This is a genomic window from Labrenzia sp. ATLA3 (assembly GCF_057180185.1).
Map to the genome: position 1 here is coordinate 257182 of NZ_JBXUKV010000008.1, position 26382 is coordinate 283563.

Annotated in this window: 25 protein-coding genes; all 25 read right to left on the reverse strand. The window is 60.3% G+C overall.

The features are described from left to right. Positions 1-28: 28 nt before the first annotated feature. The 25 genes from pnp to AC2A6O_RS22920 all read right to left on the reverse strand — a co-directional run bounded on the left by pnp (position 29) and on the right by AC2A6O_RS22920 (position 26380). On the reverse strand, positions 29-2158 hold the full coding sequence (gene pnp, locus AC2A6O_RS22800) for a polyribonucleotide nucleotidyltransferase (protein ID WP_148582145.1): 2130 nt from the start codon (positions 2156-2158) through the stop codon (positions 29-31). 351 nt (positions 2159-2509) lie between these two features. Beyond that, positions 2510-2779, reverse strand: a complete 270-nt coding sequence (rpsO, locus tag AC2A6O_RS22805) for a 30S ribosomal protein S15 (protein ID WP_148582144.1) — start codon at positions 2777-2779, stop codon at positions 2510-2512. Positions 2780-2988: 209 nt separating this feature from the next. Then, entirely contained in the window at positions 2989-3933 is a 945-nt protein-coding gene (gene truB, locus AC2A6O_RS22810; protein ID WP_498930531.1) for a tRNA pseudouridine(55) synthase TruB, read from the reverse strand. 98 nt (positions 3934-4031) lie between these two features. After that, positions 4032-4517 carry a hypothetical protein gene (locus tag AC2A6O_RS22815; protein ID WP_498930533.1) on the reverse strand — a complete coding sequence of 162 codons (486 nt, stop codon included), beginning with the start codon at positions 4515-4517 and terminating at the stop codon, positions 4032-4034. A 203-nt stretch (positions 4518-4720) separates the two neighbouring features. After that, entirely contained in the window at positions 4721-5137 is a 417-nt protein-coding gene (gene rbfA, locus AC2A6O_RS22820; protein WP_148582141.1) for a 30S ribosome-binding factor RbfA, read from the reverse strand. 244 nt (positions 5138-5381) lie between these two features. Continuing rightward, on the reverse strand, positions 5382-8111 hold the full coding sequence (gene infB / locus AC2A6O_RS22825) for a translation initiation factor IF-2 (RefSeq protein ID WP_498930536.1): 2730 nt from the start codon (positions 8109-8111) through the stop codon (positions 5382-5384). Positions 8112-8140: 29 nt separating this feature from the next. After that, positions 8141-8776 (reverse strand): RNA-binding protein, encoded by a 636-nt coding sequence (locus AC2A6O_RS22830; RefSeq protein WP_148582139.1) that lies wholly within the window; start codon positions 8774-8776, stop codon positions 8141-8143. Between the two features lie 140 nt (positions 8777-8916). Continuing rightward, positions 8917-10578 (reverse strand): transcription termination factor NusA, encoded by a 1662-nt coding sequence (gene nusA, locus AC2A6O_RS22835; RefSeq protein ID WP_148582138.1) that lies wholly within the window; start codon positions 10576-10578, stop codon positions 8917-8919. Between the two features lie 67 nt (positions 10579-10645). Further along, a complete protein-coding gene (rimP, locus tag AC2A6O_RS22840; RefSeq protein WP_498930539.1) occupies positions 10646-11239 on the reverse strand; it encodes a ribosome maturation factor RimP in 594 nt (197 codons plus the stop codon). Between the two features lie 301 nt (positions 11240-11540). Continuing rightward, a complete protein-coding gene (gene trmB / locus AC2A6O_RS22845) occupies positions 11541-12227 on the reverse strand; it encodes a tRNA (guanine(46)-N(7))-methyltransferase TrmB (RefSeq protein WP_148582136.1) in 687 nt (228 codons plus the stop codon). Between the two features lie 82 nt (positions 12228-12309). Then, positions 12310-13482: a methionine adenosyltransferase gene (gene metK, locus AC2A6O_RS22850; protein WP_498930541.1), complete on the reverse strand. Its 1173-nt coding sequence runs from the start codon at positions 13480-13482 to the stop codon at positions 12310-12312. Between the two features lie 112 nt (positions 13483-13594). Beyond that, complete coding sequence (locus AC2A6O_RS22855; protein WP_023014432.1) at positions 13595-13999, reverse strand: helix-turn-helix domain-containing protein; 405 nt, start codon at positions 13997-13999, stop codon at positions 13595-13597. Positions 14000-14190: 191 nt separating this feature from the next. Further along, positions 14191-15807, reverse strand: coding sequence for an apolipoprotein N-acyltransferase (gene lnt, locus AC2A6O_RS22860; protein ID WP_498930543.1), 1617 nt, complete (start codon positions 15805-15807; stop codon positions 14191-14193). 156 nt (positions 15808-15963) lie between these two features. Beyond that, entirely contained in the window at positions 15964-17160 is a 1197-nt protein-coding gene (locus tag AC2A6O_RS22865) for a hemolysin family protein (protein ID WP_498930545.1), read from the reverse strand. 35 nt (positions 17161-17195) lie between these two features. After that, the gene (gene ybeY / locus AC2A6O_RS22870; RefSeq protein WP_148582133.1) at positions 17196-17711 is read right to left on the reverse strand and encodes an rRNA maturation RNase YbeY; all 516 of its coding nucleotides are present in this window, start codon (positions 17709-17711) and stop codon (positions 17196-17198) included. Between the two features lie 16 nt (positions 17712-17727). Next, entirely contained in the window at positions 17728-18789 is a 1062-nt protein-coding gene (locus AC2A6O_RS22875) for a PhoH family protein (RefSeq protein ID WP_148582387.1), read from the reverse strand. Between the two features lie 84 nt (positions 18790-18873). Beyond that, the gene (gene miaB / locus AC2A6O_RS22880; RefSeq protein WP_498930547.1) at positions 18874-20337 is read right to left on the reverse strand and encodes a tRNA (N6-isopentenyl adenosine(37)-C2)-methylthiotransferase MiaB; all 1464 of its coding nucleotides are present in this window, start codon (positions 20335-20337) and stop codon (positions 18874-18876) included. 188 nt (positions 20338-20525) lie between these two features. Further along, positions 20526-21392 carry a lyso-ornithine lipid O-acyltransferase gene (olsA, locus tag AC2A6O_RS22885; protein ID WP_498930549.1) on the reverse strand — a complete coding sequence of 289 codons (867 nt, stop codon included), beginning with the start codon at positions 21390-21392 and terminating at the stop codon, positions 20526-20528. Further along, the gene (locus AC2A6O_RS22890) at positions 21385-21834 is read right to left on the reverse strand and encodes a Fur family transcriptional regulator (RefSeq protein ID WP_498930551.1); all 450 of its coding nucleotides are present in this window, start codon (positions 21832-21834) and stop codon (positions 21385-21387) included. The genes olsA and AC2A6O_RS22890 overlap by 8 nt, the downstream gene beginning before the upstream one ends. A 48-nt stretch (positions 21835-21882) precedes the next feature. Next, positions 21883-22371 (reverse strand): ribosomal protein S18-alanine N-acetyltransferase, encoded by a 489-nt coding sequence (gene rimI / locus AC2A6O_RS22895; RefSeq protein ID WP_148582130.1) that lies wholly within the window; start codon positions 22369-22371, stop codon positions 21883-21885. After that, positions 22368-23078 (reverse strand): tRNA (adenosine(37)-N6)-threonylcarbamoyltransferase complex dimerization subunit type 1 TsaB, encoded by a 711-nt coding sequence (tsaB, locus tag AC2A6O_RS22900; RefSeq protein ID WP_498930553.1) that lies wholly within the window; start codon positions 23076-23078, stop codon positions 22368-22370. Before tsaB ends, rimI begins: the two co-directional genes overlap by 4 nt. Before the next feature lie 146 nt (positions 23079-23224). Then, entirely contained in the window at positions 23225-23782 is a 558-nt protein-coding gene (locus AC2A6O_RS22905) for a NifU family protein (protein ID WP_148582129.1), read from the reverse strand. 187 nt (positions 23783-23969) lie between these two features. Continuing rightward, a complete protein-coding gene (locus AC2A6O_RS22910; RefSeq protein WP_148582128.1) occupies positions 23970-24464 on the reverse strand; it encodes a universal stress protein in 495 nt (164 codons plus the stop codon). A gap of 89 nt (positions 24465-24553) precedes the next feature. Next, on the reverse strand, positions 24554-25858 hold the full coding sequence (hslU, locus tag AC2A6O_RS22915; protein WP_148582127.1) for an ATP-dependent protease ATPase subunit HslU: 1305 nt from the start codon (positions 25856-25858) through the stop codon (positions 24554-24556). A gap of 3 nt (positions 25859-25861) precedes the next feature. After that, entirely contained in the window at positions 25862-26380 is a 519-nt protein-coding gene (locus AC2A6O_RS22920; RefSeq protein ID WP_498930556.1) for a GNAT family N-acetyltransferase, read from the reverse strand. Between the last annotated feature and the right edge of the window lie 2 nt (positions 26381-26382).

Consider the following 26382-nt stretch of genomic DNA (forward strand, 5'->3'; position numbering starts at 1 on the left):
TCCTTTTTCACGTCAGTCGGAAGGAAGCTTACTCAGCTTCTTCCTTCTTTTCGATTTCCTTGCCGGTCTCCTGATCGACAACCTTCATGGACAGGCGGACCTTGCCGCGCTCGTCGAAGCCCATGAGCTTGACCCAGACCTTGTCGCCTTCCTTGATCACATCGGTGACCTTGGCAACTTTCTTGGGAGCCAGCTGGGAGATGTGGACCAGGCCGTCCTTGGCGCCGAAGAAGTTCACGAATGCGCCGAAATCAACGCATTTGACGACGGTGCCTTCATAGATCATGCCCACTTCCGGCTCAGCGGCAATGGAGTTGATCCAGTTGACGGCTGCCTTGATCGCCTTGCCGTCGGCAGATGCGATCTTGACGGTGCCGTCGTCTTCGATGTTGACCTTCGCGCCGGTCTTTTCCACGATTTCGCGGATGACCTTGCCGCCCGAACCGATGACTTCACGGATCTTGTCGACCGGAATTTTCATCACTTCGATGCGCGGAGCATGTTCGCCGAGCTCGGCACGAGCTTCGGTGATGGCCTTGGACATTTCGCCGAGGATGTGGATACGGCCGTCCTTGGCCTGACCCAGAGCGACCTTCATGATCTCTTCGGTGATACCGTCGATCTTGATGTCCATCTGCAGCGAGGTGATACCGTCCTGGGTACCGGCAACCTTGAAGTCCATGTCGCCGAGGTGATCTTCATCACCCAGAATGTCGGACAGAACCGCGAAACGGTCGCCGTCCTTGATCAGGCCCATGGCGATACCGGCAACCGGTGCCTTCAGCGGAACGCCGGCATCCATCAGCGCCAGCGAGGTGCCGCAGACGGTTGCCATGGAAGACGAACCGTTGGATTCGGTGATCTCGGAAACAACGCGGACGGTGTACGGGAACTCATGATGCGCAGGCATCATCGGGTTGATCGCACGCCATGCCAGCTTGCCGTGGCCGATTTCGCGGCGTCCCGGGGAGCCCATGCGGCCGGTTTCACCGACGGAGTAGGGCGGGAAGTTGTAGTGCAGCATGAAGTGAGACTTCACGGTGCCTTCCAGCAGGTCGATGTACTGCTCGTCTTCGCCGGTCCCGAGGGTGGCAACGACCAGGCCCTGGGTTTCGCCGCGGGTGAACAGGGCGGAGCCGTGCGCACGCGACAGAATGCCGACTTCGGAAGAGATCGAACGGACGGTCGACAGGTCACGGCCGTCGATACGGGTGCTGGTGTCGAGGATTGCGCCACGAACGATTTCCGCTTCCAGCTTCTTGAACTGCTCGCCCAGAACGGTGCTTTCGACGGCTTCGCCTTCGGCAGCGTTGGTGATCAGCGCTTCAACGACCTTCGCCTTGGCAGCGTCGATTGCGTTCTTGCGGTCGGTCTTGGACGTGATCTTGTAAGCGGCAACCAGGTCGCTTTCAGCCATCGCCTTGACCTTGCCGAACAGCTCGGAATGATCCGGCAGGACCAGTTCGCGCGGTTCCTTGGCAGCGGTTTCAGCCAGTTTGATGATCGCGTCGATCACCGGCTGGAAGCCCTTGTGGCCGAACATCACTGCGCCGAGCATGATGTCTTCGTCCAGTTCCTTGGCTTCGGATTCAACCATCAGAACGGCGTCGTTGGTACCGGCAACAACCAGATCCAGAGTGGATTCCGGCATGTCGTCGACCAGCGGGTTCAGAACGTATTCGCCGTTGATGTAACCAACGCGCGCGCCGCCGATCGGGCCCATGAAGGGAACGCCCGACAGGGTCAGGGCAGCGGAAGATGCCACCATCGCCAGGATGTCCGGAGCATTTTCAAGATCGTGCGACAGAACGGTGATGACCACCTGGGTGTCGTTCTTGTAGCCGTCTGCGAACAGCGGGCGGATCGGACGGTCGATCAGGCGGGAGGTCAGCGTCTCGTGCTCGGACGGACGGCCTTCACGCTTGAAGTAGCCACCCGGGATCTTACCGGCGGCAAATGCCTTTTCCTGGTAGTTCACGGTGAGCGGGAAGAAATCCTGGCCCGGCTTCGGCGACTTGGCGGACACGACGGTCGCCAGAACCTTTGTTTCACCATAGGACGCCATCACGGCGCCATCGGCCTGACGGGCAACCTTGCCCGTTTCGAGGACGAGCGGGCGTCCGCCCCACTCGACTTCTACACGATGAACATCAAACATCATCTGTCCTTACAGCTTTGCCTGCCTTTGGCTGTTTTCGGTACAGCACGGTCATGGCAGACACATTCCCGGTCGGCCCCGTATGGGCCGGTTACCGGCGGACAGGTCACGGGCAAGACGACGAGCTGCTTTCGCTCAAGACGGAAAGAAGCCGGCAATCCTGCCCCATGACATGTCACGAGGTCTCTATAGAGCGTTCCACTTGATTTTGAAACACTCAAAGCTCTTTCCGTAAACAAAGACCCGAAGCGGATCAGTGTTTTGCCGGCAAGAGCTGCGTCCGGCAAAAGCCGTCACGCAATACAAAAACGCGGCGGGTTCTCACCCACCGCGCTTCCAGGTTCTGAGATCTTAGCGGCGAATGCCAAGACGCGAGATCAGCGACTTGTAGCGTTCTTCGCTCTTGCCGCGCGTGTAGTCCAGAAGGGACCGGCGCTGCGCAACCATTTTCAGAAGACCGCGGCGGGAGTGGTTATCCTTGCCATGACCCTTGAAGTGTTGGGTCAGGTTGTTGATCCGCTCGGTGAGGATTGCAACCTGTACTTCCGGGGAACCGGTGTCGCCTTCTTTGATGGCGTATTCCTTGATGAGCTCAGCTTTGCGCTCTGCAGTAATCGACATCGCTCTTTCCTTTCAAAGAGTGGGGTCCGTTGACCGGACACGTTGAAATGCCGGAGACCGGCCTGATCCGGATGTTTCCAGAGCCGAGATGTCGTTCAGCAAAGGATCCTTCCGGACGAATTGGACATCAGTGCCCAATGGCGGCGGAATATGGCGGAAAACCATGTGGAAATCCAGAGGTTTCTCAGGTTTTTTCGCCATACCCGAATTTACAGGTGAAACACCCTGCTCGGCTGGAACCGGCCCTTGTCAATTGAGCCGATGGCGACCGGCACGCTGGCGTGACTGGCAAAGGCGACTTCCGTGTTGAGCGGAGCATCGCGGCCACGGAGCAACACGGCCATGCCCTTGCGAATCTTGACAGCGTCATCGAGCGAAACGGGAACCTCGATCAGGTTGTCCATTGCCTCGCGAACCGGCAGGACAAATTCCTCGACCAGCGCCTCGACGCCGGCACCTTCCTCAAGCGCCTCGGATGCTTCCAGGATTTCGTCCAGCCCGATCAGGTCGTCTTCGCCGAACGGACCGACCAGGAGCCGGCGCAGTTCGGTGACATGACCGCAGGTGCCAAGACGGCGGCCAAGGTCACGGGCGATTGCGCGCACATAGGTGCCCTTGCCGCATTCCGCTTCGAAAACCGCACGGTTCTCGTCCGGACAGTCGACCAGGTCCAGCCGGTGCACGTCGATGGGCCGGGCTTCCAGCTCGACCTCTTCGCCGTCGCGCGCCAGATCATATGCCCGTTCACCGGCGACCTTGATGGCGGAAAACTTCGGCGGAACCTGCATGATCGTGCCGACGAACTCGCCAAGCACTGCGGAAATTTCATCCGCATTCGGCCTCACGTCGGACGTTGCGACCGCCTCACCTTCGGTGTCGTCGGTATTGGTTTCGACGCCCCAGGTGACCTCGAAACGGTAGACCTTGCGGCCGTCCATGACAAAGGGCACGGTTTTTGTGGCTTCGCCGAAGGCAACCGGCAGGAGACCGGACGCGCGCGGATCGAGCGTACCGGCGTGACCCACCTTTTCCGGCGAGAAGATCCGCTTGATCTTGCCGAGCGCCTCGTTGGAGGTGATGCCATAGGGCTTGTCCAGGACAAGCCAGCCGTTGATTGCGTTCTTTTTTCTTTTGAATTGTTTTTGGCGTGCCATGAGAACGTTTCAATACGATTGCAATAGATTTGGTCAGCTAAACGAAAAGCTGACGATCAGTCTCGCTAGTCAAGCTCGACAACGGGACACTCAACACATCAGCTGTCGTCAGTGACCATTTTCAGTTTTTCCAGCCTGTCATGATCACAGTAAGTCACTTGGTTTCCAACGCTGCGGGCCTTGGCCAAGTCGCATACCCCACTTAATTTGGAGGGTACACTCGCTATTTCACTGTAAGTGAACCCTATCAACTCTTTGTTCCCTGCCCTGATAACAATGTAAAATCCAAGGAGTTCATCGCCGTATGTATGAACTGTTTTGACCCCTGTCAGCGGTCCTACTTTGAATTTGCCATTTGCATCTGTTCTGGCAACGGCATGACTTGAGCCGGGCGGAATTTCCGATGATGCGTCTGAAGGAGCCAATGCGGCCACCAACTCGACCTCTGCATTCGCAACCGGCTTACCGTCGTTAAGCAGCACGCCCGAGACCTCCGGCGCAATGACGCGTGGAACCGGAAACACGACACACGCGGACGCCGCCGCGCCAAGCGCGATAATTGCTATTGCTCTGGAGAGTGCCATGTCGGGTCCGCTTGGGTTAGGCCTTGGCCTCGACCAAGAACTCACTGCTCTTCATGTCATCCCGGTCCGAGTGGTGCGAGAGACCGGGGTCCGGTAACCCAAGCGCAACCCGCTCTTCCGGAAATCAAGCCAATCGCCTGTGTTTGCCGGGTCGCCGCCTTCGCGGGGACCACAATTCAACAGGAACAGTGAGCCGTTGATCTCTAGTTCTTTTCGTTCTCTTCGTCCGCGTCGAGATCTCGGGAGACTTCCGGAGAATGCAGCAGCGTGTCGATGCGGTCGTCGTCGTCGAACCTCGTGTCGAGAACAAAGCGCAGGTCCGGCATGTATTTCATCGTCAGCCGCCGGGACACCTGACCGCGCAGATATTTGGCGCTGCGGTTCAGGGCCTTTTCGACCTGCTCAGCATTGACGCCGCCAAGCGGCATCACGAGGCAGGTCGCCAGGCGCAGGTCCGGCGTCATGCGCACTTCGGGGATCGTGACGATCACGCCGTCGAGATCGGGGTCGGAAAACCGTCCCCGGGTCAGAATATCGGACAGCTCCTTGCGTACCGTTTCGCCGACGCGCAACTGGCGCTGGGAAGGGCCGCGGCTGTCCTGTCCGTGTTGTCTTGCCATTGTTGTTGTTCCTGCATCTCTGGCAGCGCAGTCCACCCCGACGTTTCGGGTTGCCGTTTCCGGTCCTTGCCAGGCTATCCACGCCTTTGCCGGGCTTGAAGCACGGACGCTGGCGGGATCACCTGGTGGCGCGGATGCCACGGCCGAGCCGTGGCATGACGGAGTTACCTGCGACCAGATACGATGTCAGCGGCTTAATTGAATAAGCCGCTGACATCAGTTTCAAGTAAATTTCTGACTTCGATCAGAGTGTCCGTGCGATCTGCTCGACGCGGAAGCACTCGATGACGTCGCCCGGACGCATGTCCTGGTACTTGACGAAGTTCATGCCGCATTCCTGACCGGATTCGACAGACTTGACCTCGTCCTTGAAGCGCTTGAGCGTGCCCAGTTCGCCTTCGTGGATGACCACGTCGTCGCGGATGAGGCGAACGTTGGCGCCACGTTCCACGACACCTTCGGTAACCAGACAGCCTGCAACCTTGCCGACCTTGGAGATGTGGAAGATTTCCTTGATCTCCGCATTGCCGAGGAAGGTTTCGCGGCGTTCCGGCGACAGCATGCCCGACAGGGCTGCCTTGATGTCGTCGACCAGGTCGTAGATCACGTTGTAGTAACGAATCTCGATGCCTTCGCGGCTTGCCGCTTCACGGGCCTGCTTGTTGGCACGTACGTTGAAGCCGATGATCGGAGCCTTGGAAGCGAGCGCCAGCGTGACGTCGCTTTCGGTGATGCCACCGACACCGGAGAGCAGGATGCGCGCGCCGACTTCCTCGTTGCCGAGTTCGTTGAGCGCATGAGCAATCGCTTCCGCGGAGCCCTGCACGTCGGCCTTGAGCACCAGCGGGAACTCTTTTTTGCCGGTTTCCTGCAGACGGTTCATCATCTGCTCGAGCGAACCACGCGTTCCCGAGGCGACCACGGAGGCCTTCTCGCGGATCTGGCGCTGACGGTAGTCGGTAATTTCACGAGCGCGGGCTTCGTTATCGACGACCGCAACCATGTCACCGGCTTCCGGCGTGCCCTGGAAGCCCAGAACCTCGACCGGTTTGGCCGGGCCGGCTTCCTTCACCTGATTGCCATTCTCGTCGAGCATGGCGCGGACGCGGCCCCATTCGGCACCGGCGACAAGAATGTCGCCCGGCTTGAGGGTCCCCTTCTGCACCAGAACGGTGGCAACCGGACCGCGGCCCTTGTCGAGCTGCGCTTCGATGACGATGCCTTCTGCCTTGCGTTCCGGATTGGCCTGGAGTTCCAGAACCTCGGACTGCAGCAGGATCATTTCCAGAAGCTTGTCGAGCCCCAGGCCGCTCTTGGCCGAGACTTCCACGTCGATCACGTCACCGCCCATGGATTCCACAACGAGATCCTCGCTGAGGAGTTCCGTGCGGACGCGGTTCGGATCGGCTTCCGGCTTGTCCATCTTGTTGATGGCCACGATGATCGGCACGTCGGCCGCCTTGGCGTGCGCTACGGCTTCCTTGGTCTGCGGCATGACGCCATCGTCGGCGGCAACAACCAGGATCACGATATCCGTCGACTTGGCACCGCGAGCACGCATCTGCGAGAACGCAGCGTGGCCCGGAGTATCGATGAATGTGATCTTGTTGCCGTCCTGATCGACCTGATAGGCGCCGATATGCTGGGTGATGCCGCCGGCTTCGCCGGTGACAACCTTCGACTTGCGGATCGCATCAAGCAGCGAGGTCTTGCCGTGGTCGACGTGGCCCATGATGGTCACGACCGGAGGACGCGGCAGCATCGTGGACGGCTCGTCTTCCGTGGTGAAGAGACCTTCTTCAACGTCTGCTTCAGACACACGCTTGACAGTGTGACCCATTTCCACGGCGATCAGTTCGGCGGTATCAGCATCGATCACGTCGTTGATCTTGAGCATCTGGCCCTGCTTCATCAGAAGCTTGATCACATCCACGGCGCGCTCTGCCATACGGTTGGCGAGCTCCTGAATGGTGATGGCTTCCGGCAGAACGACTTCACGCATGATCTTTTCACGCACGACCTGCTGCTGCCCGCGCTTCGCCTTTTCCTGGCGGCGGCGCATGGAGGCCAGGGACCGTGCGCGCTGACCGTCGTCGCCACCCGTGGCGGCGGAAATGGTCAGCTTGGAGCGGCGGCGATCGTCGCCGGTGCGCGGACGCGCAGCGGGAGCCGGTGCCTGTTTCGGGCGCTTGACCGCACGAACGCTCTTGTTGTTGCGATCTTCTTCGGTTTCCCCGCGCTCGGGCTTCGCACGTGCGGCCGGAGCTTCCGGCGCCTTGCGCTTGCCCATGTCGTCAAGGCTCGGCGGCTTGCCGCCGTCGGCATGAGCGGGCTTGCGAACCACGGTGCGGCCGGTGCTACCCTTGCGGGCAGGCGCTGCGGCTTCCGGAGCCGCTTCGGCAACCGGTTCACTCTTCGGTTCGGCCTTGGCCTGTTCCGCTGCCTGCAGAGCTTCTTCGGCTTCGCGCTTGGCGCGCTCTTCCGCTTCCACCTTGGCGCGGGCTTCTTCTTCAGCCTGACGCTGCGCGGCTTCGATTGCCCGACGCTTGTCTTCTTCTTCGCGGCGCTTGCGGTCTTCCTCGTCACGCACCTTGGCCATCTGAAGGGCTGCCGTACGGGCTGCCGCTTCTTCCTTGGTCAGGGTACGCAGAACGTTGCCGTTGCCCTTCTGGCGCTGGCCAGAGGCAGACCGGCGGGCCTGCTTGGTGACCTGCGGATCCTGCTGCGGCGGCGTACGCGGCGCTTCAGCCGGACGCTCGAGGCGCTGCGTTGTCGGCGCAGGGGCATCTGCCTTGGCTTCTTGCCCGGGAAGCACAACACGGCGCTTCTTCTTTTCCACGACGACGGCTTTGGTCCGGCCATGCGAGAAGGACTGCCGAACAGTTCCCTGATCGCCACCACCGCGCTTTAGGCCGAGCGTCTTTCCACGCTCAACGCTGATTGTCTTGTCGCCTGGATTTTTCGTATCGCTCATATTGCCTTCAGTCCTGCGCAACCGCCTTCTCAAGCGTTGCCATTATCGCTGCTTACCGCGGAGGAGTAGCGAAACCGCTCCAGATCGCGCACACGCGACAGGAAGTTTTCGCTCGCCTGCCCCGCAAGCAGTGCAGCATGTATCACATTTGACCGGCCCAATGCCAAATCCAATTGGTCCGAATCGAACAAACGGACGATTTGGCACCCGTTTGCGTGTTCCTGAGTGCCGGCAGCCACCGCCGCCAGCTTCCTTACCCCGTCTTCTGCAGCGTCCGAGGCATGGACCAGCCCGGCGACATCGTCCTGCCGCAGGGCCGCTTCAACTTTCGCGAAGCCTGTCACCAGCTCGCCCGCCTTGCGCGTCATGGAGAGCGCTTGCAGCGCCGATCGTTCCATGAGCGCATCGACACGATCCGCCAGTCCCGGCTCGACAGAGGCTTCCCCTTTAAAGCCTCGGCCAAAGACCTTTTTCCGGTCCTTTTCGGCAACAGCCACGTTTTCTTTCGTGGCGGTCACCCAAACACCGCGTCCCGGAAGAACCCGCTTCAGATCCGGAACAACCTCGCCCTGCGGGTCGAGAACGAACCGGATCAGCGCACTGACGGGCTGAACCTCCCGGGTCACGGCACACTGCCGTTCGGTTGGCTCACTCTTCCTGGGCACGCTGCCACTCCTTTAGATCAACCTGCTTTCCGGTGGAAACACCTCCGGCGCAGAAAAGCTGATCGAACTTGCGAATTGGAAGCTCCCGGACGGCCACAGCCGGGCCGGAAACTTCAGACAGGAGGCTTTTGCCTCTCTCGTTACCCGTTGAGGATTGCGCCGCCCTGCGGCTCTTCTCCAACGGTCTCGGTCATTTCGACCTCTTCTTCTTCTCCAGCTTCGGCTTCGTCTTCCTCGGCCTGAGCTGCGAGTTCTTCCTCGGTGATCCAGCCTGCGGCCAGACGCGCCGCCATCACGACGTTTTCCGCTTCTGCGCGGGACATGTCGAATTCCGAAAGGGCACCTTCGAAGCGCTTGGTCTCGCCGTCCTTGCGTTCGGTCCAGCCCACAAGATCGTCAGCAGCGCAACCGGCAAGGTCTTCCATCGTCTTGACGCCGTCCTTGCCCAAGGCAACCAGCATAGCCGTTGTCAGGCCATCAATCGACCTCAAGTCGTCGGCAACGCCAAGCGAAATACGCTCTTCGTCGAGTTTTGTTTCCAGCTCGGCCAGGTAGTCCCGGGCACGGGCCTGAATTTCAACCGCGGTGTCGTCATCGAAGCCTTCGATCATGGAGATCTCATCGAGCTCCACATAGGCGACTTCCTCAACCGAGGTGAAGCCTTCGGTCGCCAGCAACTGGCCGACCATCTCGTCCACGTTGAGGGCTTCCATGAACAGCTGTGAACGCTCCAGGAATTCCTTCTGGCGGCGGTCGCTTTCTTCCTGCTCGGTCATGATGTCGATGGCCCAGCCGGTCAGCTGAGAGGCCAGACGCACGTTCTGGCCACGACGGCCGATCGCAAGAGATAATTGGTCATCGGGAACGACAACTTCAATACGCTCGGCATCTTCGTCGAGAACGACCTTGGCCACTTCGGCCGGCTGCAGGGCGTTGACGATGAAGGTTGCTGCTTCGTCGTTCCACGGAATGATGTCGATCTTTTCGCCCTGGAGCTCGCCAACAACGGCCTGGACACGGCTGCCGCGCATACCCACGCAGGCGCCGACCGGATCGATGGAGCTGTCCTTGGAGATCACGGCGATCTTCGCGCGCGAGCCCGGATCGCGGGCCACGGACTTGATCTCGATGACGCCGTCGTAGATTTCCGGAACTTCCTGAGCGAACAGCTTCGCCATGAACTGCGGATGGGTGCGCGACAGGAAGATCTGCGGGCCACGCTGCTCGCGGCGCACGTCATAGATGATGGCGCGGATACGGTCGCCGGTGCGGAAGATCTCGCGCGGGATCAGTTCGTCGCGGCGGACAATACCTTCGCCGCGGCCCAGATCCACAATGACGTTGCCGTATTCGGCACGCTTGACGACACCATTGACGACTTCGCCGACACGGTCCTTGAATTCGTCATACTGGCGGTCACGCTCGGCTTCGCGCACTTTCTGCACGATGACCTGCTTGGCGGACTGGGCAGCAATACGGCCGAAATCGAGCGGCGGCAGCGGCTCGGCGATGAAGTCGCCGATGCTGGCTTCCGGATTGCGGGCCTGCGCGTCATCAAGAGAGATGTCGGTGGAAACGTTCTCGACGGCATCGACGACCTGAAGCAGACGCTGCAGACGGATCTCGCCGGTCTTCGGATTGATTTCGGCGCGGACTTCCGTTTCCGTACCATAGCGGGAGCGGGCTGCCTTCTGGATCGCATCTTCCATTGCATTGATGACGATCATCCGGTCAATGGATTTCTCCCGTGCGACCGCGTCAGCGATTTGCAGCAGTTCCAGCCGGTTCGCGCTGATTGCCATATTCCACTCCTCTTGCGCCAAGGATCGGTTCGGGCGCGTTCTTCTTCTTTCCCTTAAAGCCTGAGGCTCAGTTGGGCATGTTGTCCTGCGTCAGCCCGTCATCCTGACCACGGGCGGCCAATGCCGCCTTTTCGGCCTGAAGAGCTGCGGTAATCAATTCGTCGGTCAGCACCAGCTTGGCTTCGCCGATGTTTTCCATCGGCAACGCCACGGTGTCTTCCTTGCCTTCGCGCGCATCGGGAAGACGAATGGTGGCCACACCGTTCTCCGCGCCGATGAGCGTTCCCCGGAACCGCTTGCGGCCATCCAGCATGACGGCCATCTCGACCTTCAGCTCATGGCCTGCCCAGCGGTTGAAATCGCCGGCGCGTACGAGCGGACGGTCGATACCCGGAGAAGAAATTTCCAGATGATATGCCCGGTTGATCGGGTCTTCGACATCGAGCGCGGGCGACACGGCCCGGCTGACGGTTTCGCAGTCCTCGACGGTCATTGTGCCGTCCGGACGCTCTGCCATGATCTGCAAGGTGCAGCCGTTCTGAGCACTGATCTTCGTACGCACCAGACGGTAGCCGAGATCCTCGATCACCGGCTCCACAATTGCGGCAACACGGGCATCAAGTCCCTGCTCCGTCACAATTCTCGGTTCGTGTGCGCTCACACTTGGCTCCTGTTGGCGGCCGTTACCGGCTCTTGAGCATCAGATGCACCTGATTGTCGATTTACATAGGGCAGTCCTGCTCGAACTCGTTGGTTTCCGGTTATGTAAGCAAAAAAGAGCGGGTCCCCGGCGGGCCCACTCTCAAAGTGCTCAGATAAGCCGTTTGAGGTGAAACACGGGCTGTATAACGCCAAAGCGGGCAAAAAGGCAAGAGCCCGGGCCAAATTCCTCAAAGAAGTTGGCTCCTGTCCGGAATCTCCCGGCGAACGGCAGCAAAAGCGCCGTTTGCCTCGCCGCTCCGCTATACCCTGCGGAAGGTCAGGTACCGGCCGACACGGCCTTCGCGGATGGCCTTGGCCTCGTAGCGCGTGCCCGGCCAGCCTTCCCAGGGGGATTTCCAGTCGGACGCTGTTTCGGCGGTCCATTCAAACGCGTCATGGTCGCGGCAATGGCGCAGCGTCCAGTCAACATAGGTGTCGATGTCGCTGGCAAACCGGAATTCGTGGCCAGGCTTGATCGCCCGGGCATAGCGATCGAGGTTCTGCTCATTGATGAACCGGCGCTTCCAGTGGCGCTTCTTAGGCCAGGGGTCCGGATAGAGCTGGTAGGCCAGGTCAAGGCTCGCCTCGGGCAGCCAGTCCAGGACCCCGACAGCATCATCGTCGTAAAGACGGATGTTCCGCAGCCCTTCTTCCACGACGGCCGTCACCGCCTTGGCCATGCTGCCGACGAACGGCTCCACACCGATAAAACCGATCCGCGGATTGGTTCGTGCCCGGTGCAGCAGGTGCTCGCCGCCACCAAAGCCGACTTCCAGACAGACCGCGTCGACCTCTGCCGCAAAGAGGCTCGTCAGATCCTCCGGGGCGGGCGCCGTCAGGTCCAGCGCCAGATGCGGCAGCTCTTTTTCCATCAAAGCCTCGCGGCGCGGGCTGAGCGGCTTGCCCTTGCGGCGGCCGTAAAACGAACCTTCGTAACGATCAGTCATTCTGCCACTTCAAAACAAAAGATCGCCGGGTCTGAACCGGCGATCTGTTCCACGTCTTCATTCGTTCAGATGGAAGGCAAGCTTATCCCGCAAGCGGGCGAAGCTCGTCAACCAGGTCTGTCTTTTCCCAGCTGAAACCGCCGTCCGCGTCCGGCTCACGGCCAAAATGACCATAGGCAGCGGTGCGCTCGTAGATCGGGTTGTTCAGCTTCAGGTGCTGACGGATGCCGCGCGGGCTGAGGCCCATGACATCGCGCAGCGCCTTTTCCAGCTTGGCCTCGTCGCAACGGCCCGTGCCATGCAGGTCGACATAGACCGACAGCGGCTCCGGCACGCCAATGGCGTAGGACAGCTGGATGGTGCAGCGATCGGCCAGATCGGCTGCGACAACGTTCTTGGCAAGGTAACGAGCCGCGTAAGCCGCGGACCGGTCAACCTTGGTCGGGTCCTTGCCGGAAAACGCACCGCCACCATGCGGCGCAGCGCCGCCATAGGTGTCGACGATGATCTTGCGACCGGTGAGGCCTGCATCGCCATCGGGGCCGCCAATGACGAAGGCGCCGGTCGGGTTGACGTGCCAGACGGTGTTGTCCGTGATGAAACCATCCGGCAGCGCAGTGCGGATATATGGATCGACGATGGCGCGCACTTCGGCGGACGTCAGGGCCGGATCCAGATGCTGGGTCGACAGAACGATCGAGGTTGCCTCGACAGGCTTGCCGTCTTCGTAGCGGATAGTGACCTGGCTCTTGGCGTCCGGGCCGAGCGCCGGTTCCTTGCCGGATTTGCGGACATCTGCAAGCAGACGCAGGATCTTGTGCGAAAACAGGATCGGAGCCGGCATCAGCTCTTCGGTCTCGCGGCAGGCGTAACCGAACATGATGCCCTGGTCGCCCGCGCCTTCATCCTTGTTGTCGCCAGCGTCGACGCCCTGGGCGATATGCGCGGACTGCGCATGCAGATGAACGGCGATGTCGCAGTTTTCCCAATGGAAGCCGTCCTGCTCGTAGCCGATATCCTTGACGGCCATGCGGGCAAGATGGGCGATGTAATCGTTGGTGATGGTGGCCGGACCCCGGGTTTCGCCGGCAATCACGATGCGGTTGGTGGTTGCCAGCGTTTCACAGGCAACACGCGCTTCCGGCATTTCCTTGAGGTAGGCATCTACAACCGCATCGGAAATGCGATCGCACACTTTGTCCGGATGTCCTTCGGAAACGGACTCGGAGGTGAACAGGTAATTCTGACGTGCCATTGGCGATCGTCCTTCTGGGAATGAATATGACTGAAGCGACGATAGTCATCGCCGCTTCGCCTGCATCAATCTTAGAAGTTTTTCGCCGCGTCAAGCGCGCGCGTGAATTTTGTCAGTCGTCACCGGCAAGAGACCGGACGAGATCAACGATCCGACGGCGCACTTTCGGGTCTTCGATTCGGACAAATGCCTTGTTCAGGGACAAGCCTTCAGAGGACGACAGGAAGTCGACCACATAGGACGTCGGCTGCGTTTCGCCGAAGCCTTCGGCCTCCTCAGGTGTTCCGGGCGCATCTTCGAAGAAGAAGGAAACCGGGACCTTGAGAACTGTTGCAATGTGCTGCAAACGGCTGGCACCGATACGGTTGGTGCCTTTTTCATATTTCTGGATCTGCTGGAAGGTGATGCCCAGGCTTTCGCCGAGCTTTTCCTGACTCATGCCTAGCATCATGCGGCGCAGCCGGACGCGGCTGCCAACATGAATATCGATTGGATTCGGAGACTTCTTACTGGGCATCTGTGTCGCTCTTTCTTTTTCTCGCGGACGTAGCCCGCTCGTTTTTCGTTTGCACAAGTTCTCCTGAATTCCCCCCACAGGACCAAGAGATCGAAGTTTGCCCGCAACCTTACACTTGTACATGAAGCAGCCTTCAATCGGCTATTTCACGGTTGTATCACATTTTCTTCACTCAACTCAAATAAAAAATATCAATTTATGCGCGAGTTGCGGTTGTATTGACCAGCACCCGCAAATACTACGATGAAAAGGGATACAATAAGGGCTAATGCATCGCCAATACTGCCGTAGAGAGTGTTGCTTACCCTCTGCGGAAGCCTGGTATCTATCAGGCCTTTTTCAAATACCGCAAGTTTTGCAACAACGCGGCCTTTGGGGTCGATCACCGCGGATATGCCTGTATTGGCGGCCCGAATCAGCGGCAAACCGGTCTCGATGGCACGCAAACGGGCCTGTGCGAAGTGCTGATAAGGGCCTGGCGTCCGGCCGAACCAGGCGTCGTTGGTCACATTCAGCAAGAAATCCGGTCTGCTGGAAACGCCGTCCAGAGCACCTGGAAAAATCGCCTCATAGCAAATCATGGGTAGAAAACCAAAACCCTCGGACGTGGTCAATACACGCGGCTGATACCCTGCCTCGAAGCCCGACAGAGGCCCGGCCAGGTTGGTTATTCCCAGCGCTTCAAGCAGAGGTTTAAACGGCACGTACTCGCCAAAGGGCACAAGCCTCACCTTGTCGTAGATGCCCTGAACGGTGCCCTCGCTGCCAATCACAAACACGCTGTTGAAGTAGTCAGCTCCCTGAAGCCCGGGCTCCGCCCTGATCGCTCCGGTCACCAGTTCGGTCTTGTCGCCAAGCGACTGGCCGATCCGGAACAAGGCACCCGGCTCCTGCGTGAGCAGAAAGGGTACGGCCGATTCCGGCCAGACCACCAGGCGCTGCTGCCCGACGCGCGCAGCGCCGCCAAGGGGGGCTTCGGTCATGTCGAGGAAAGTCTGGAAGATCTCGTCGCGCAGTTCCGGCCGCCATTTGTCTTTCTGGTCGATCGAGGGCTGAACGATTCTTACGTCGAGATCGGCAACGGCGGGGTCCGCCTGCCAGAGCCTGACAGCGCCGTAACCTGCAACCGCGGCCAGCACAACGGCGGCGGCAACAACGGCCGCCACACGCTGGCGCAGCGGCCGTGAATCCGCCAGAACAGCCGGGGCGGAAAACACCGCAATCACGAAGAAGGTAAGACCGTAGAGCCCGACGAGACTGGCCGCCTGCGACAGGCTCAACGATCCGGACACCCCGTAGCCAAAGGCGTTCCAGGGAAACCCGGTCAGGACATGGCCGCGCAGCCAATCCACAAGGGTCAGACTGGCCGCCAGCAACAGAATACGGCGAAACTGATCGCTCCAGAAAATTGCTGCGAGGCCAACGCCAAGTCCCGTGAACAGCGCCAGGCCGATGGGCATCGCCAGCACGGCGAAGGGCATCAGCCAGGCAAAGCGGTCCGCTTCGACAAGAAACGCCGCGCCGATCCACCACAGGCCGGACAGGAAGTATCCGAAACCGAACAGCCAGCCGAGCGCGAAGCCCGTGCGAAACCGCTGAAGGCGCTTGCCGGGTGCGGGATCGACCGCCCCGTCCAGCAGCCAGACCAGGCAAGGAAAGGTGAGGAGAAGCACGAAGGTGAAGTCATAGGGGGGAAGCGCAAAGGCCGTTAGGGCCCCGCAGGCTGCGCACAACAGCCGGCGCTGCCACCCCCATGCCAGCAGAAAGGTATTTGGCAGGACCGACAGGCGGTGTGACAACCAGTGCATCAAAGAGCATTCCCATTCTTGCGGTCAGGAGATTTGTCGGCTCGCCGCAGTGGGGTCAAGTATCAATACCTATGCTGCGCAAACAAGTCGCTTCCCGAAGACGGAAACCCGCACCGTTGGCGACGATGCTTTTAGCCGGATTTGGCGACGATCCGCTCACCCTTTTCCGCTGGACGCGGCGACCTTGTTTTTTTTGCTTTCGCTATCCTGACCGCCCTCGCCCGAGACAGTGTCTGTCCGTTTGGAGCGGCGGCGCAGATCCGGCGGACGGGCGTCGGTACGGCGGCGACGGATCTTCAGGCGCTTGATGCGGCGCGGATCGGCGTCCATCACCTCGAATTCGAACCCCGGAACTTCGTCCGGCACCAGCAGAAGTTCGCCGCGAACCGGAACCCGGCCCACCGAGAAATAGAGCAGGCCGCCAAGCGTATCGACATCTTCGGAAATTTCACCGTCGTTCAGCTGCGTGCCGAGCGCTTCGTCGAGATCTTCAAGGGTCAGACGCGGATCAGCGATCCAAACACCCTCGCCGGCGGAGGCCAGCATGGCTTCCTCATCCTCATCGTGTTCGTCTTCGATATCGCCGACAACTTCCTCGACAAGATCTTCCAGCGACACCAGGCCGTCGGTCCCGCCATATTCATCGATCACCAGGGCCATCTGAATGCGGTCGGCCTGCATCTTCGCCATCAGATCGGTCGCCGGCATCGAAGGCGGCACGAACAGGACGTTGCGCAGAAGATCCGTGTCCTTCAGCGAGACCGAGAGGTCGACACAGGACAGGTCCAGGTCGGGCATGTTGTGCCCGTTGCGCGCAGGCGCGTTGGAGTTGGACGGTTGAAAGTCGGTTGTGTCGGCTTCCTTGTCCACAGAAGTTGCAGGACGGTTCGACGCACCGCGTTCGGCGATATAGGCCATCAAGTCCTTGATGTGGACCATGCCCCGCGGATCGTCCAGCGTCTCTTCGTAAACCGGCATGCGCGAATGTCCGCTGGTCTGGAACAGTTCCATGACCCGGCTGAGGCTGGTTTCCACGTCCACTGCATCTATGTCCGCGCGCGGGATCATGACGTCGTCGACGCGCAGCTCCCGCAGTCGGAGGATGTTGCCGAGCAGCATCCGCTCTTCTGGCGAAAACGCGGCATCGCCACCTTCGCGAGCAAGCTCATCCTCCAGGTTCTCGCGCAAGCTCGAAGACTGGCGGCCCAAGCGCAGAAAGCGTTTGAGGAGGTCGAAGAAGGCCGCAGGTTTCTGCGGCTTCGGCTGTTGCGGGTCTTCCCCGCCCTGGTCCTGTCCGGTGCTGGCAGGCTTCTGCCCATGTGCCGGACTTTGCGGTTCAATTGAGTTCATCATCCATCAATCAAGAACATCACGCCCCATGATGCCCCTTACCCGCCGTCGGCCACAAGTGGCCTGTCCGCGTAGGGGTCATCGATGCCAAGAGATGCCAGAATGGCCTTCTCAAGGCTCTCCATAAGTTCCGCTTCGTCACTTTCCTGATGATCATAATCGAAAAGGTGAAGCAAACCGTGAACAGTCAAATGGGTAAGGTGATCGGAAAATTCAATTCCAAGGTCTGCGGCTTCTGCCGCAACGGTTTCGTAGCCGAAAACGATATCGCCCAGAAGCGGGCCATAAACATCGCCTTGCGGATCGCTGCCGGGAAAGGACAGGACGTTTGTCGCCTTGTCCTTGCCACGCCATTTTGCGTTCAACTGCCGGATCGACATATCGTCGGTAAACAGCAGAGAAACTTCGGTTCCCTCCAGCACTTCCAGATCCGCCCCGGCAAAAGCAGCGGCAACCGCCTTTGCGGTTGTCGCTTCCAACTGGTCTTCCGCCGGCCAATCGCCCGCCTCTATCGACAGGTCAATCTGAAAACTTTCGGGCAATCGGTCTGGCATCGTCGGCAGGAGCTTTTCAGGAATTTACGGCTTCACGAGGGCGCACAGGGGCACCATCGCGGTCCGTACCACGTTTTCGTTCGGCAAAGCGGCGTTCCCGCGCTTCCGATTCTTCACGCGAGGCGTTGTCATAGGCGGTCACGATCCGTCCAACCAGCTCGTGGCGAACAACGTCCTTCTCGTTGAACCGGATATGAGCGACCTCGGGAATATCGGTCAAAAGCCCAAGCGCTTCGCGCAGACCGGACACCTGCCCGGATGGCAAGTCGATCTGGCTCGGATCGCCGGTGACGATCATCTTCGAGCCTTCCCCCAGACGCGTCAGAAACATCTTCATCTGCATGGAGGTCGTGTTCTGCGCCTCATCGAGCAGCACCACGGCATTGGACAGTGTGCGGCCACGCATGAACGCAAGCGGCGCCACCTCGATCATGCCGGATTGAAGACCACGGTCGACCTTCTCGGCCGGCATCATCTCATAGAGAGCGTCGTAGATCGGACGCAGGTAGGGATCGACCTTGTCCTTCATCTCGCCCGGCAGAAAGCCGAGACGTTCACCCGCCTCGACAGCGGGACGGGACAGGATCAGACGGGCAACATCGCCGCGCTCCAGAAGCGCAGCGGCATAGGCAACCGCCAGAAAGGTCTTGCCGGTGCCGGCCGGGCCGGTTCCGAAAATCAGGTCGGCCCGGTCCATCGACCGGATGTAGGCGTCCTGAGTCGGCGTGCGGGCAACGATTGTCTTGCGGCGGGTCGCGATCTGGGCGAAGGCCAGACGGGACTTCGGCTCCAGCGTCGGCAACGGCAATTGCGCTTCGGCAGCTGCCGCCATGCGCAACGCACCGTCGACATCGCCCGGATGGATTTCCTGGCCCTGCAGCAGACGCTGATACATGGCCTCCAGCGCGGTGCGCGCCTGAGCACATCCCGCCTGACTGCCCTTGAGCGTCACCTGGTTGCCCCGGGCAATGGCATCAACACCCAGGCGCTGCTCGATCAGCGCAAGGTTCTGGTCGAATTGCCCGAAAAGATCTCCGATCAGCCGGTTGTCTTCAAAGGCAAGAACAATATGGGTCATGTCGGAGGCCGAACCGGCCGCAGAGGTTTGTACCGAGGACTTGCGGGATGAAGAGTGGCTGTCGCGCGTCAAATGACGTCTCCTTTAGGCCGCCGGAGCCGGGATGCGTCCGGACCTTCCAAGATCATCTTGCCCCGCAATCAGCCGCCCGAACAGGGAATTGGAACCGATGTCAACGATTTCCACCGCTTGTATCGACCCGATGAGGTCTTCAGGCGCATCCAGTTGCACCGGTTGTAGCCAAGGTGACTTGCCGACCAGCTGGCCGGGATTGCGGCCGGTCTTTTCCAGAAGCACGTCGCAGGTCATGCCCAGCCGTGAGGCGTTGAACGCCTTCTGCTGCTCGGTGACCAACGCCTGAAGCTCGGCAAGCCTGGCGGATTTGACGTCTTCCGGCACCTGTCCGTCCATGGTTGCGCCAGGCGTTCCGGGTCTGGAACTGTATTTGAACGAGAAGGCAGAGCCGTATCCGACCTGTCGAATCAGATCCATCGTGTCCTCGAAATCCCGGTCACTCTCGCCCGGGAACCCGACGATGAAATCGCCGGAGAGCGCGATATCGGGAGACGCCTCGCGGATGCGGTCGATCAGACGGAAATACTCATCGCGCGTGTGCCGGCGGTTCATCGCCTTCAGGATCTTGTCGGAGCCGGTCTGCACCGGAAGGTGCAGATAGGGCATGAGGCTCTTCAGGTCCCGATGCGCATCGATCAGATCGTCATCCATGTCACGCGGATGGCTGGTGGTGTAGCGCAGCCGGTCGAGGCCGTCGATTTCCGAAAGGCGCCGCAACAGCCGGCCCAGCCCCCAGACGGAACCATCCGGCGATGTGCCGTGATAGGCATTGACGTTCTGGCCCAGCAGGGTGATTTCCCGCACCCCGGCCGCCGCCATGCGCTCGGCTTCGCTCACGATCTGCTCGACGGAGCGGGAGACCTCGGCCCCGCGCGTATAGGGCACAACGCAGAAGGTACAGAACTTGTCGCACCCCTCCTGCACTGTGAGGAAGGCGGACGGAGGGCGTTTCAGCACCTGCTTTTCGGCACGTTCCGACAAGTGATTGAACTTGGCGTCGATATCGAACTCGGTTTCGACAACCTTCGCGCCTGCTCGGGCCTTTTCCAGAAGGGATGGCAGTTGATGGTAGCTCTGCGGCCCCACGACCAGATCGACGATGGGCGCACGGCGGGAAATTTCTTCGCCTTCCGCCTGCGCCACGCAGCCTGCGACACCCACCATCATGTCCTTGCCAGACTTGGCGCGCTCTTGCTTGACCTTGCGGATACGGCCAAGCTCCGAATAGACCTTCTCGGCTGCCTTTTCACGAATGTGGCAGGTGTTCAGGATGACCAGATCCGCGTCTTCCAGATCGTCCGTCGCCTCGAAGCCTTCCGGCGCCAGGACATCGGTCATACGCTCGCTGTCGTAGACGTTCATCTGGCAGCCATAGGTGCGCACGAACACCTTGCGGGTGTTCCCGCCTTTGCTGGTGTCTGCCGGACCGGTGGCGGAATGCGTTTCCAGGTCTTGTTCAGGACGGCTTGTCATTCGCTCCTCGTGGGGCTCCTCATGGCCTTCATCAAACAGGCCTTTGTAAAGTGTGCCTTTGTCTGGCGCCGGATGTCGTGAATGTCAGCGCCTTCATGGGGTATTCCCCCGGCACGGGCACAGGATCGATCCGTCCATCATGCCCGGGACCCGCGCCTTTCAACGGCGGCGGACGGCACCTTGCAAATTCAGGCGCCAGCTTTAGCGGTTTTTTCCGCGTTTGAGAAGAACTCGCTTGGCTCGATTTCGCTGAAATCTTCGGTGTCGACCGGCTTTTGCAGCAATGAGGCAATCGTCATGGCCCGAACTTCCCTTTCCAGACGACGGCTCAGGGCTTTCCGGTCCGTTGTCCGGTCGACCAGAACCGGCTCGCCCCAGCGTACCATGACGTCGAGCGCGCCGTGCGAGAAGATGCCCCACAGGTGGCCTGCGAGCTCCATATCGCCGTACCAGGCGACATGCGGACGGTGGGCACGGCCCATGGGCAGACCATAAAAGCCGCGATAGGCGACCGAAAGCGGCTGCACCCAGACTTTTGACGTCTCGTCCGCACCGACAGCGCGGGTTGCGGCCCCCAGAAGTGCCGAGCGAAACGGCAGAACGCAATTGCCATCGTTGGAGGTGCCTTCGGCAAAGAGCACCATCGCATCACCGGCTGCCATGCGTTCGGCGATCGCATCGGCCACCTGGCCGGTTTCCGTGCGCCGGGTCCGATTGACGAACACCGTGCGCTGAAGCTTCGCGAACAGGCCGAAAATGGGCCAGCCGGAAACTTCGGATTTGGCAATGAAGGAAAGGGGCATCAGCGAACCGACAACGGTGATGTCGACCCAGGAGGCGTGGTTGGAGGCGATCAGCAGAGGTCTGTCCGTGGATGGAGCACCGATCTGCTCGATCTTGATGCCGACGAGCCGCGTCGCGATCCGGTGCCAGAGCTGGGGCAATTTCCCTTGCATCGGAAGCCCGAGCTTCACCGCCAGCCACTGCAGCGGGATCAGCACCAGCGAGACCAGCGTCAAAAGGAAGATGATGAGCCCGGCCTTGACCTCAGCCATCAGCCTGATCGTCCTTTTTGGCTTCCAGCGGAACGCCGTAAAGTTCCAGCCGATGATCGACCAGCCGATACCCCAGTTTCTTGGCAATGAATTCCTGCAAGGCTTCGATTTCCTCGTTGCGGAACTCGATGACCTGGCCCGACCGCAGATCGATCAGGTGGTCGTGATGTTCGTCCGGCACGGTTTCGTAGCGCGAGCGGCCGTCGCGAAAATCATGCCGCTCGATCATGCCCGCGTCCTCGAACAGTTTGACCGTCCGGTAGACCGTGGAAATGGAAATGCCGGGATCGATAGCGACGGAACGGCGGTAGAGTTCCTCCACATCCGGGTGTTCGTCGGAGGCGGCTTCGATGACGGAGGCAATGACGCGGCGCTGCTCGGTCATGCGCATGCCTTTTTCGATGCACAAGTCCGCTAGCGTTGATTGCCGCTCTTCCGCCATTGCGATGCCGTCCGCTGTCTGTTTCCGATACCGTATCTGCTACAGCGCTTAACCAAGATCGACGCGCATGACAAGCGCAGTGCCGTCTCCTCCACTGTCGCTGTAATAGCCCTTGCGGCTGCCGACCTCCTTGAAGCCGAGCGACCTGTACAGCAGCAAGGCCGCTTCGTTGGCTGCATCCACCTCCAGAAAAAGGTGCTTGCAGCGCTCGCCGTAAAGACGGAACAGGGCGGCTTCCATCAGCTTCTTACCGACGCCACGACCGCGCTGGCGCGGGTGGACGGCAATGGTGATGACCTCGGCCTCGTCGGCAGCGGTACGCACGATCAGGAAACCGAGCGGCGCGCGCGTGCCATAGGGGCTCGCCCGGCGCGCGACCAGAAACAAGGTTCCCTCGTGCGCCTTCATCCGCGCAAGCTCGCCCGTATTCCATTTGTGATCAAATGACAGCGCGTGGATATCGGCAATCTTCGGTAGATCTTCGTCCAGCGCCTCTTCTATCACCGGCGGCTGGGTCCAGAACCACCAAAAGCTCATTGCCGTTCTATCCTTCCCTTCGTTTGCGGCGTCGCATCGGGCGGCCGCAAATAGAGTGGCGAAGGGGATGACCTCGACGGATCGGCGGAGATCCCCAGTTCCGCAACATCCCGAATACCCGGGAAAGTGCTGCGGGACAATATCGCGCTTTCCGGAAGACCGAGCTCCCTCGCGATTTTTTCCGATGCCGATCCTGCCAATCTTACGTCCTTGGGCAGGTTCGCCGCAAGGTCGGCGATGGTTCGTACACCAGCTTCATCTTTGGCTATGCCGGTCGCGTGATAAAGCTGACAGTAAACTTCGTCGGCCTTCCCCGTCAGCGCCACCAGAACGGGTCCGCCTTCGTCCGCCGGCAAGCAGGCGCGGGCAATGGCCGCCAGCGTCGTCACACCGACAACGGGCTTGCCCAGCACCAGGCCGAACCCGCGTGCAACGGCCAGCCCGACACGCAGGCCGGTAAAGCTGCCGGGCCCGATGGTCACGGCAACGCGGTCGAGTTCGGAAAAGGTGGTGGACGATTCGGCCATGACCTCGCCGATCATGTCCATCAGCTTCTCGGCATGCCCCCGCCCGATCTCTTCCCCGCACGCCTCGAAACATGCGGTTTCGGCACCGTCGTCCAGAACGGCGGCCGCGCAATTGGCAAGGGCTGTATCGATGGCGAGGACGCGCATTCCGGATTGGCTCGTGGTTTTCGTTTGTTCCATGCCACTACCCCGGCACGGCCCGGGAGTCGAGCGGGGCTTTGGACCTAAGTCCAAAGGGGGGCTTGCCTTCCACAAAGAATGGGAGTCGAAAATATGAAAGGCCCGGACGCATGCCGGGCCTTTGAAACTTTACAGGAATTGTCCGATCAGATCGGGCGAACTTCCTCGACTTCCGGCACGAAGTGCCGCAGCAGGTTCTGAATGCCATGCTGCAACGTTGCCGTGGAAGACGGGCACCCGGCACAGGCACCCCGCATGGAAAGGTACACGATCCCTTCCTTGAAGCCCTTGAAGGTGATGTCGCCACCGTCTTGCGCCACCGCCGGACGCACGCGGGTTTCCAGGAGTTCCTTGATGGTGCTGACAGTGTCCGCGTCACCGGCCTCGAAGAACTCGCCTTCTTCGATATTTTCCGCTTCGCTGGTTGCCATGACCGGCTGGCCGGACATGAACTGCTCCATGATCACGCCAAGGATGGCGGGCTTCATGTGCTGCCAGTCGGTTTCGTCCTTGGTCACGGTCACGAAGTCGTGGCCGAAAAAGACCGCCACCACGCCCGGCACGTCGAACAGTTTCTGCGCCAGAGGCGATACCGCTGCATCCGCCCTGGAGCGGAAGTCGTAGGTTCCCTCGGGCAGAACAACCCGTCCCGGCAGAAATTTGAGTGTCGCCGGATTCGGTGTGGCTTCGGTTTGAATGAACATCTTGTCTCGTCCTTGCGCTTCTGGTCGCGCCCGTGTTGCCGGATTCGTTTTGCGCCTCACCTCCATCGCAAAACGCCGATGAATGTTTCTAACGCATCTGGCAGCAGTTTGGAACCGTTAAAAACTAGATAGGTGCAGATCCTGCCCGGTCAAGCAATCTTCAGAAGACCCACGGAACCTTTGTCGGTCAGGCCAGTGCTGCAATGGAATCATCGTCCAGATTGCCTGGTACGATCGTTACCGGAATCGGGAAGGTTCCCGCGGATTTTCCGGCAATCGACGACACCAGAGGCCCCGGACCTTCCGAGCCCGTGCTGGCGGCGAGGATCAGAATGGCGATATCGGCATCCGCCTCGATCAGTTCCATGATCTCCTCGGCCTTGGAGCCTTCCCTGACCACCGATTCCGGTTCCGTGCGAGCAACGGACCGCACCCGTTCGGCAGCTTTGGCAAGGGCCGCCTCGGCTTCTTCCTGGGCTTCGGCCCGCATGATGTCTTCAACCCCCAGCCAATGCTGGAAGTCGCCCGGTGCGATGATGAAGACCAGCGTCACAACGCCGCCGGTCCGGGCCGCCCGCTTGGCGGCATAAACGATCGCCCGGTCAGATTCGGGCGTTTCATCGACCACGACCAGAAATTTCCGGCGGTGGCCTTCCTCGTTGCTTTTTCGAATAGCTACCATGGGGCGCATGCTGCCACCGGTCCGCGCGCTCCGCAAGCGGCGAAATCGCCGCGCACGAAACGCTTGACCGGGGTCTGTTGGAACGACTGTTAGAGGATGAACTTCGACAGGTCGACGTTCTTGGCAAGGTCACCGATGTTGTCACGGACGAATGCCCCCGTGATCTCCACCTCCTCACCGGGCCGGTCCGGCGCCGTGAAGGAAATCTCGTCGAGAATGCGCTCCATCACCGTCTGCAGGCGGCGGGCACCGATATTCTCAACCGAGGCATTGAGGTCGACCGCAATGGACGCGATCTCGTCAATGGCATCTTCGGTGAAGTTCAGCTTGACCTTTTCCGTTTCCATCAGCGCCACATACTGCTTGATGAGGCTGGCTTCCGGCTCGGTCAGGATCGCCCGGAAATCGTCCTTGTCAAGCGCGCGCAATTCCACACGGATCGGCAGACGGCCCTGCAATTCCGGCAGAAGATCCGAAGGCTTGGCGACATGAAATGCACCCGAAGCGATGAACAAAATGTGGTCGGTCTTGACCGGTCCGTGCTTGGTGGAGACGACCGTGCCTTCGATCAGCGGCAGAAGGTCGCGCTGCACGCCTTCGCGTGAAACGTCAGCCCCGGCGCGGCCTTCGCGGGCACAGATCTTGTCGATCTCGTCCAGGAACACGATGCCGGAATTCTCGACCAGCGCAATCGCCTCTTCCACCACCTTGTCGTCATCGAGCAGCTTGTCCGACTCCTCGTTGATCAGCAGTTGGTAGCTGTCGCCTACGGTGGTGCGTTTGGTCTTTGTCTGTCCACCGAACGCCTTGCCCAGGAGGTCGGAGACATTCATCACCCCGACGCTGGCCCCCGGCATACCCGGCAGATCGAAGCTCGGCATCTGGGCCTGGGCCCGGACCTCGACCTCGATTTCCTTGTCGTCCATCTCGCCGTCGCGCAGCTTGGTGCGGAAGCTGTCCCGGGTCGCCGGGCTTGCGTTCTTTCCGACCAGTGCGTCCAGCACGCGTTCCTCGGCCAGCATGTGCGCTTTCGCCTTCACCGCCTCACGCTTCTGGTCACGTACGAGCGTGATCCCGGCTTCCACCAGATCGCGAACGATCTGTTCCACATCGCGGCCGACGTAGCCGACCTCGGTGAACTTGGTGGCTTCCACCTTGGTGAAGGGTGCGTTGGCGAGCTTTGCCAGCCGACGGGAAATCTCGGTCTTGCCGACGCCGGTCGGGCCGATCATCAGGATGTTCTTCGGCAGAACCTCCTCGCGCATCTGGCCCTGAAGCTGCTGGCGGCGCCAGCGGTTGCGCAATGCGATGGCGACCGCGCGCTTGGCATCTTTCTGGCCGACGATGTAGCGGTCGAGTTCTGAAACGATCTCACGCGGAGAAAAATCGGACATTGTTTAAGACACGCCTTCTTTACTTACGAGTTCCATCAGCAGGCTGTCGCCGGTGCGTCCCAGAAGCGCTTCGATCTCTTGAAAGCCGGCTTTACGATAGGCTTTCACGGCTCTGAGATTGGCCGGATCCGGATCGATGATGATCCGCTCATGGCCTTGTTCACGCAGTTCGCGGACGAATGCCTGCAACGTTCTTGTTCCAAGTCCCCGGGACAGATCTTCCTCGACCGCAATCGACAGGTCGACACCGACGGCATCGGACGGCAGCAGATCCAGCCAGGGATAATCCGCCGCATATGCGCCGCCCTGCTGATCGCCGACAAACCAGACCTGGATATAGCCCTTGTCGGCGCCGTTCGACTGAAAGATGAAAGGCCGGGTCGTGTCCCTGCCTTCGATCATGTCCCGGATGTGGCTCAGTTCCTCTTCCGGATCGCCCCACCAGTGCCGCCAGTGCGGCCGCGCCAGCCAATTCGCCAGCATCGGCAGATCTTCGGCGGTGACGGGGCGAAACGAAATCATTG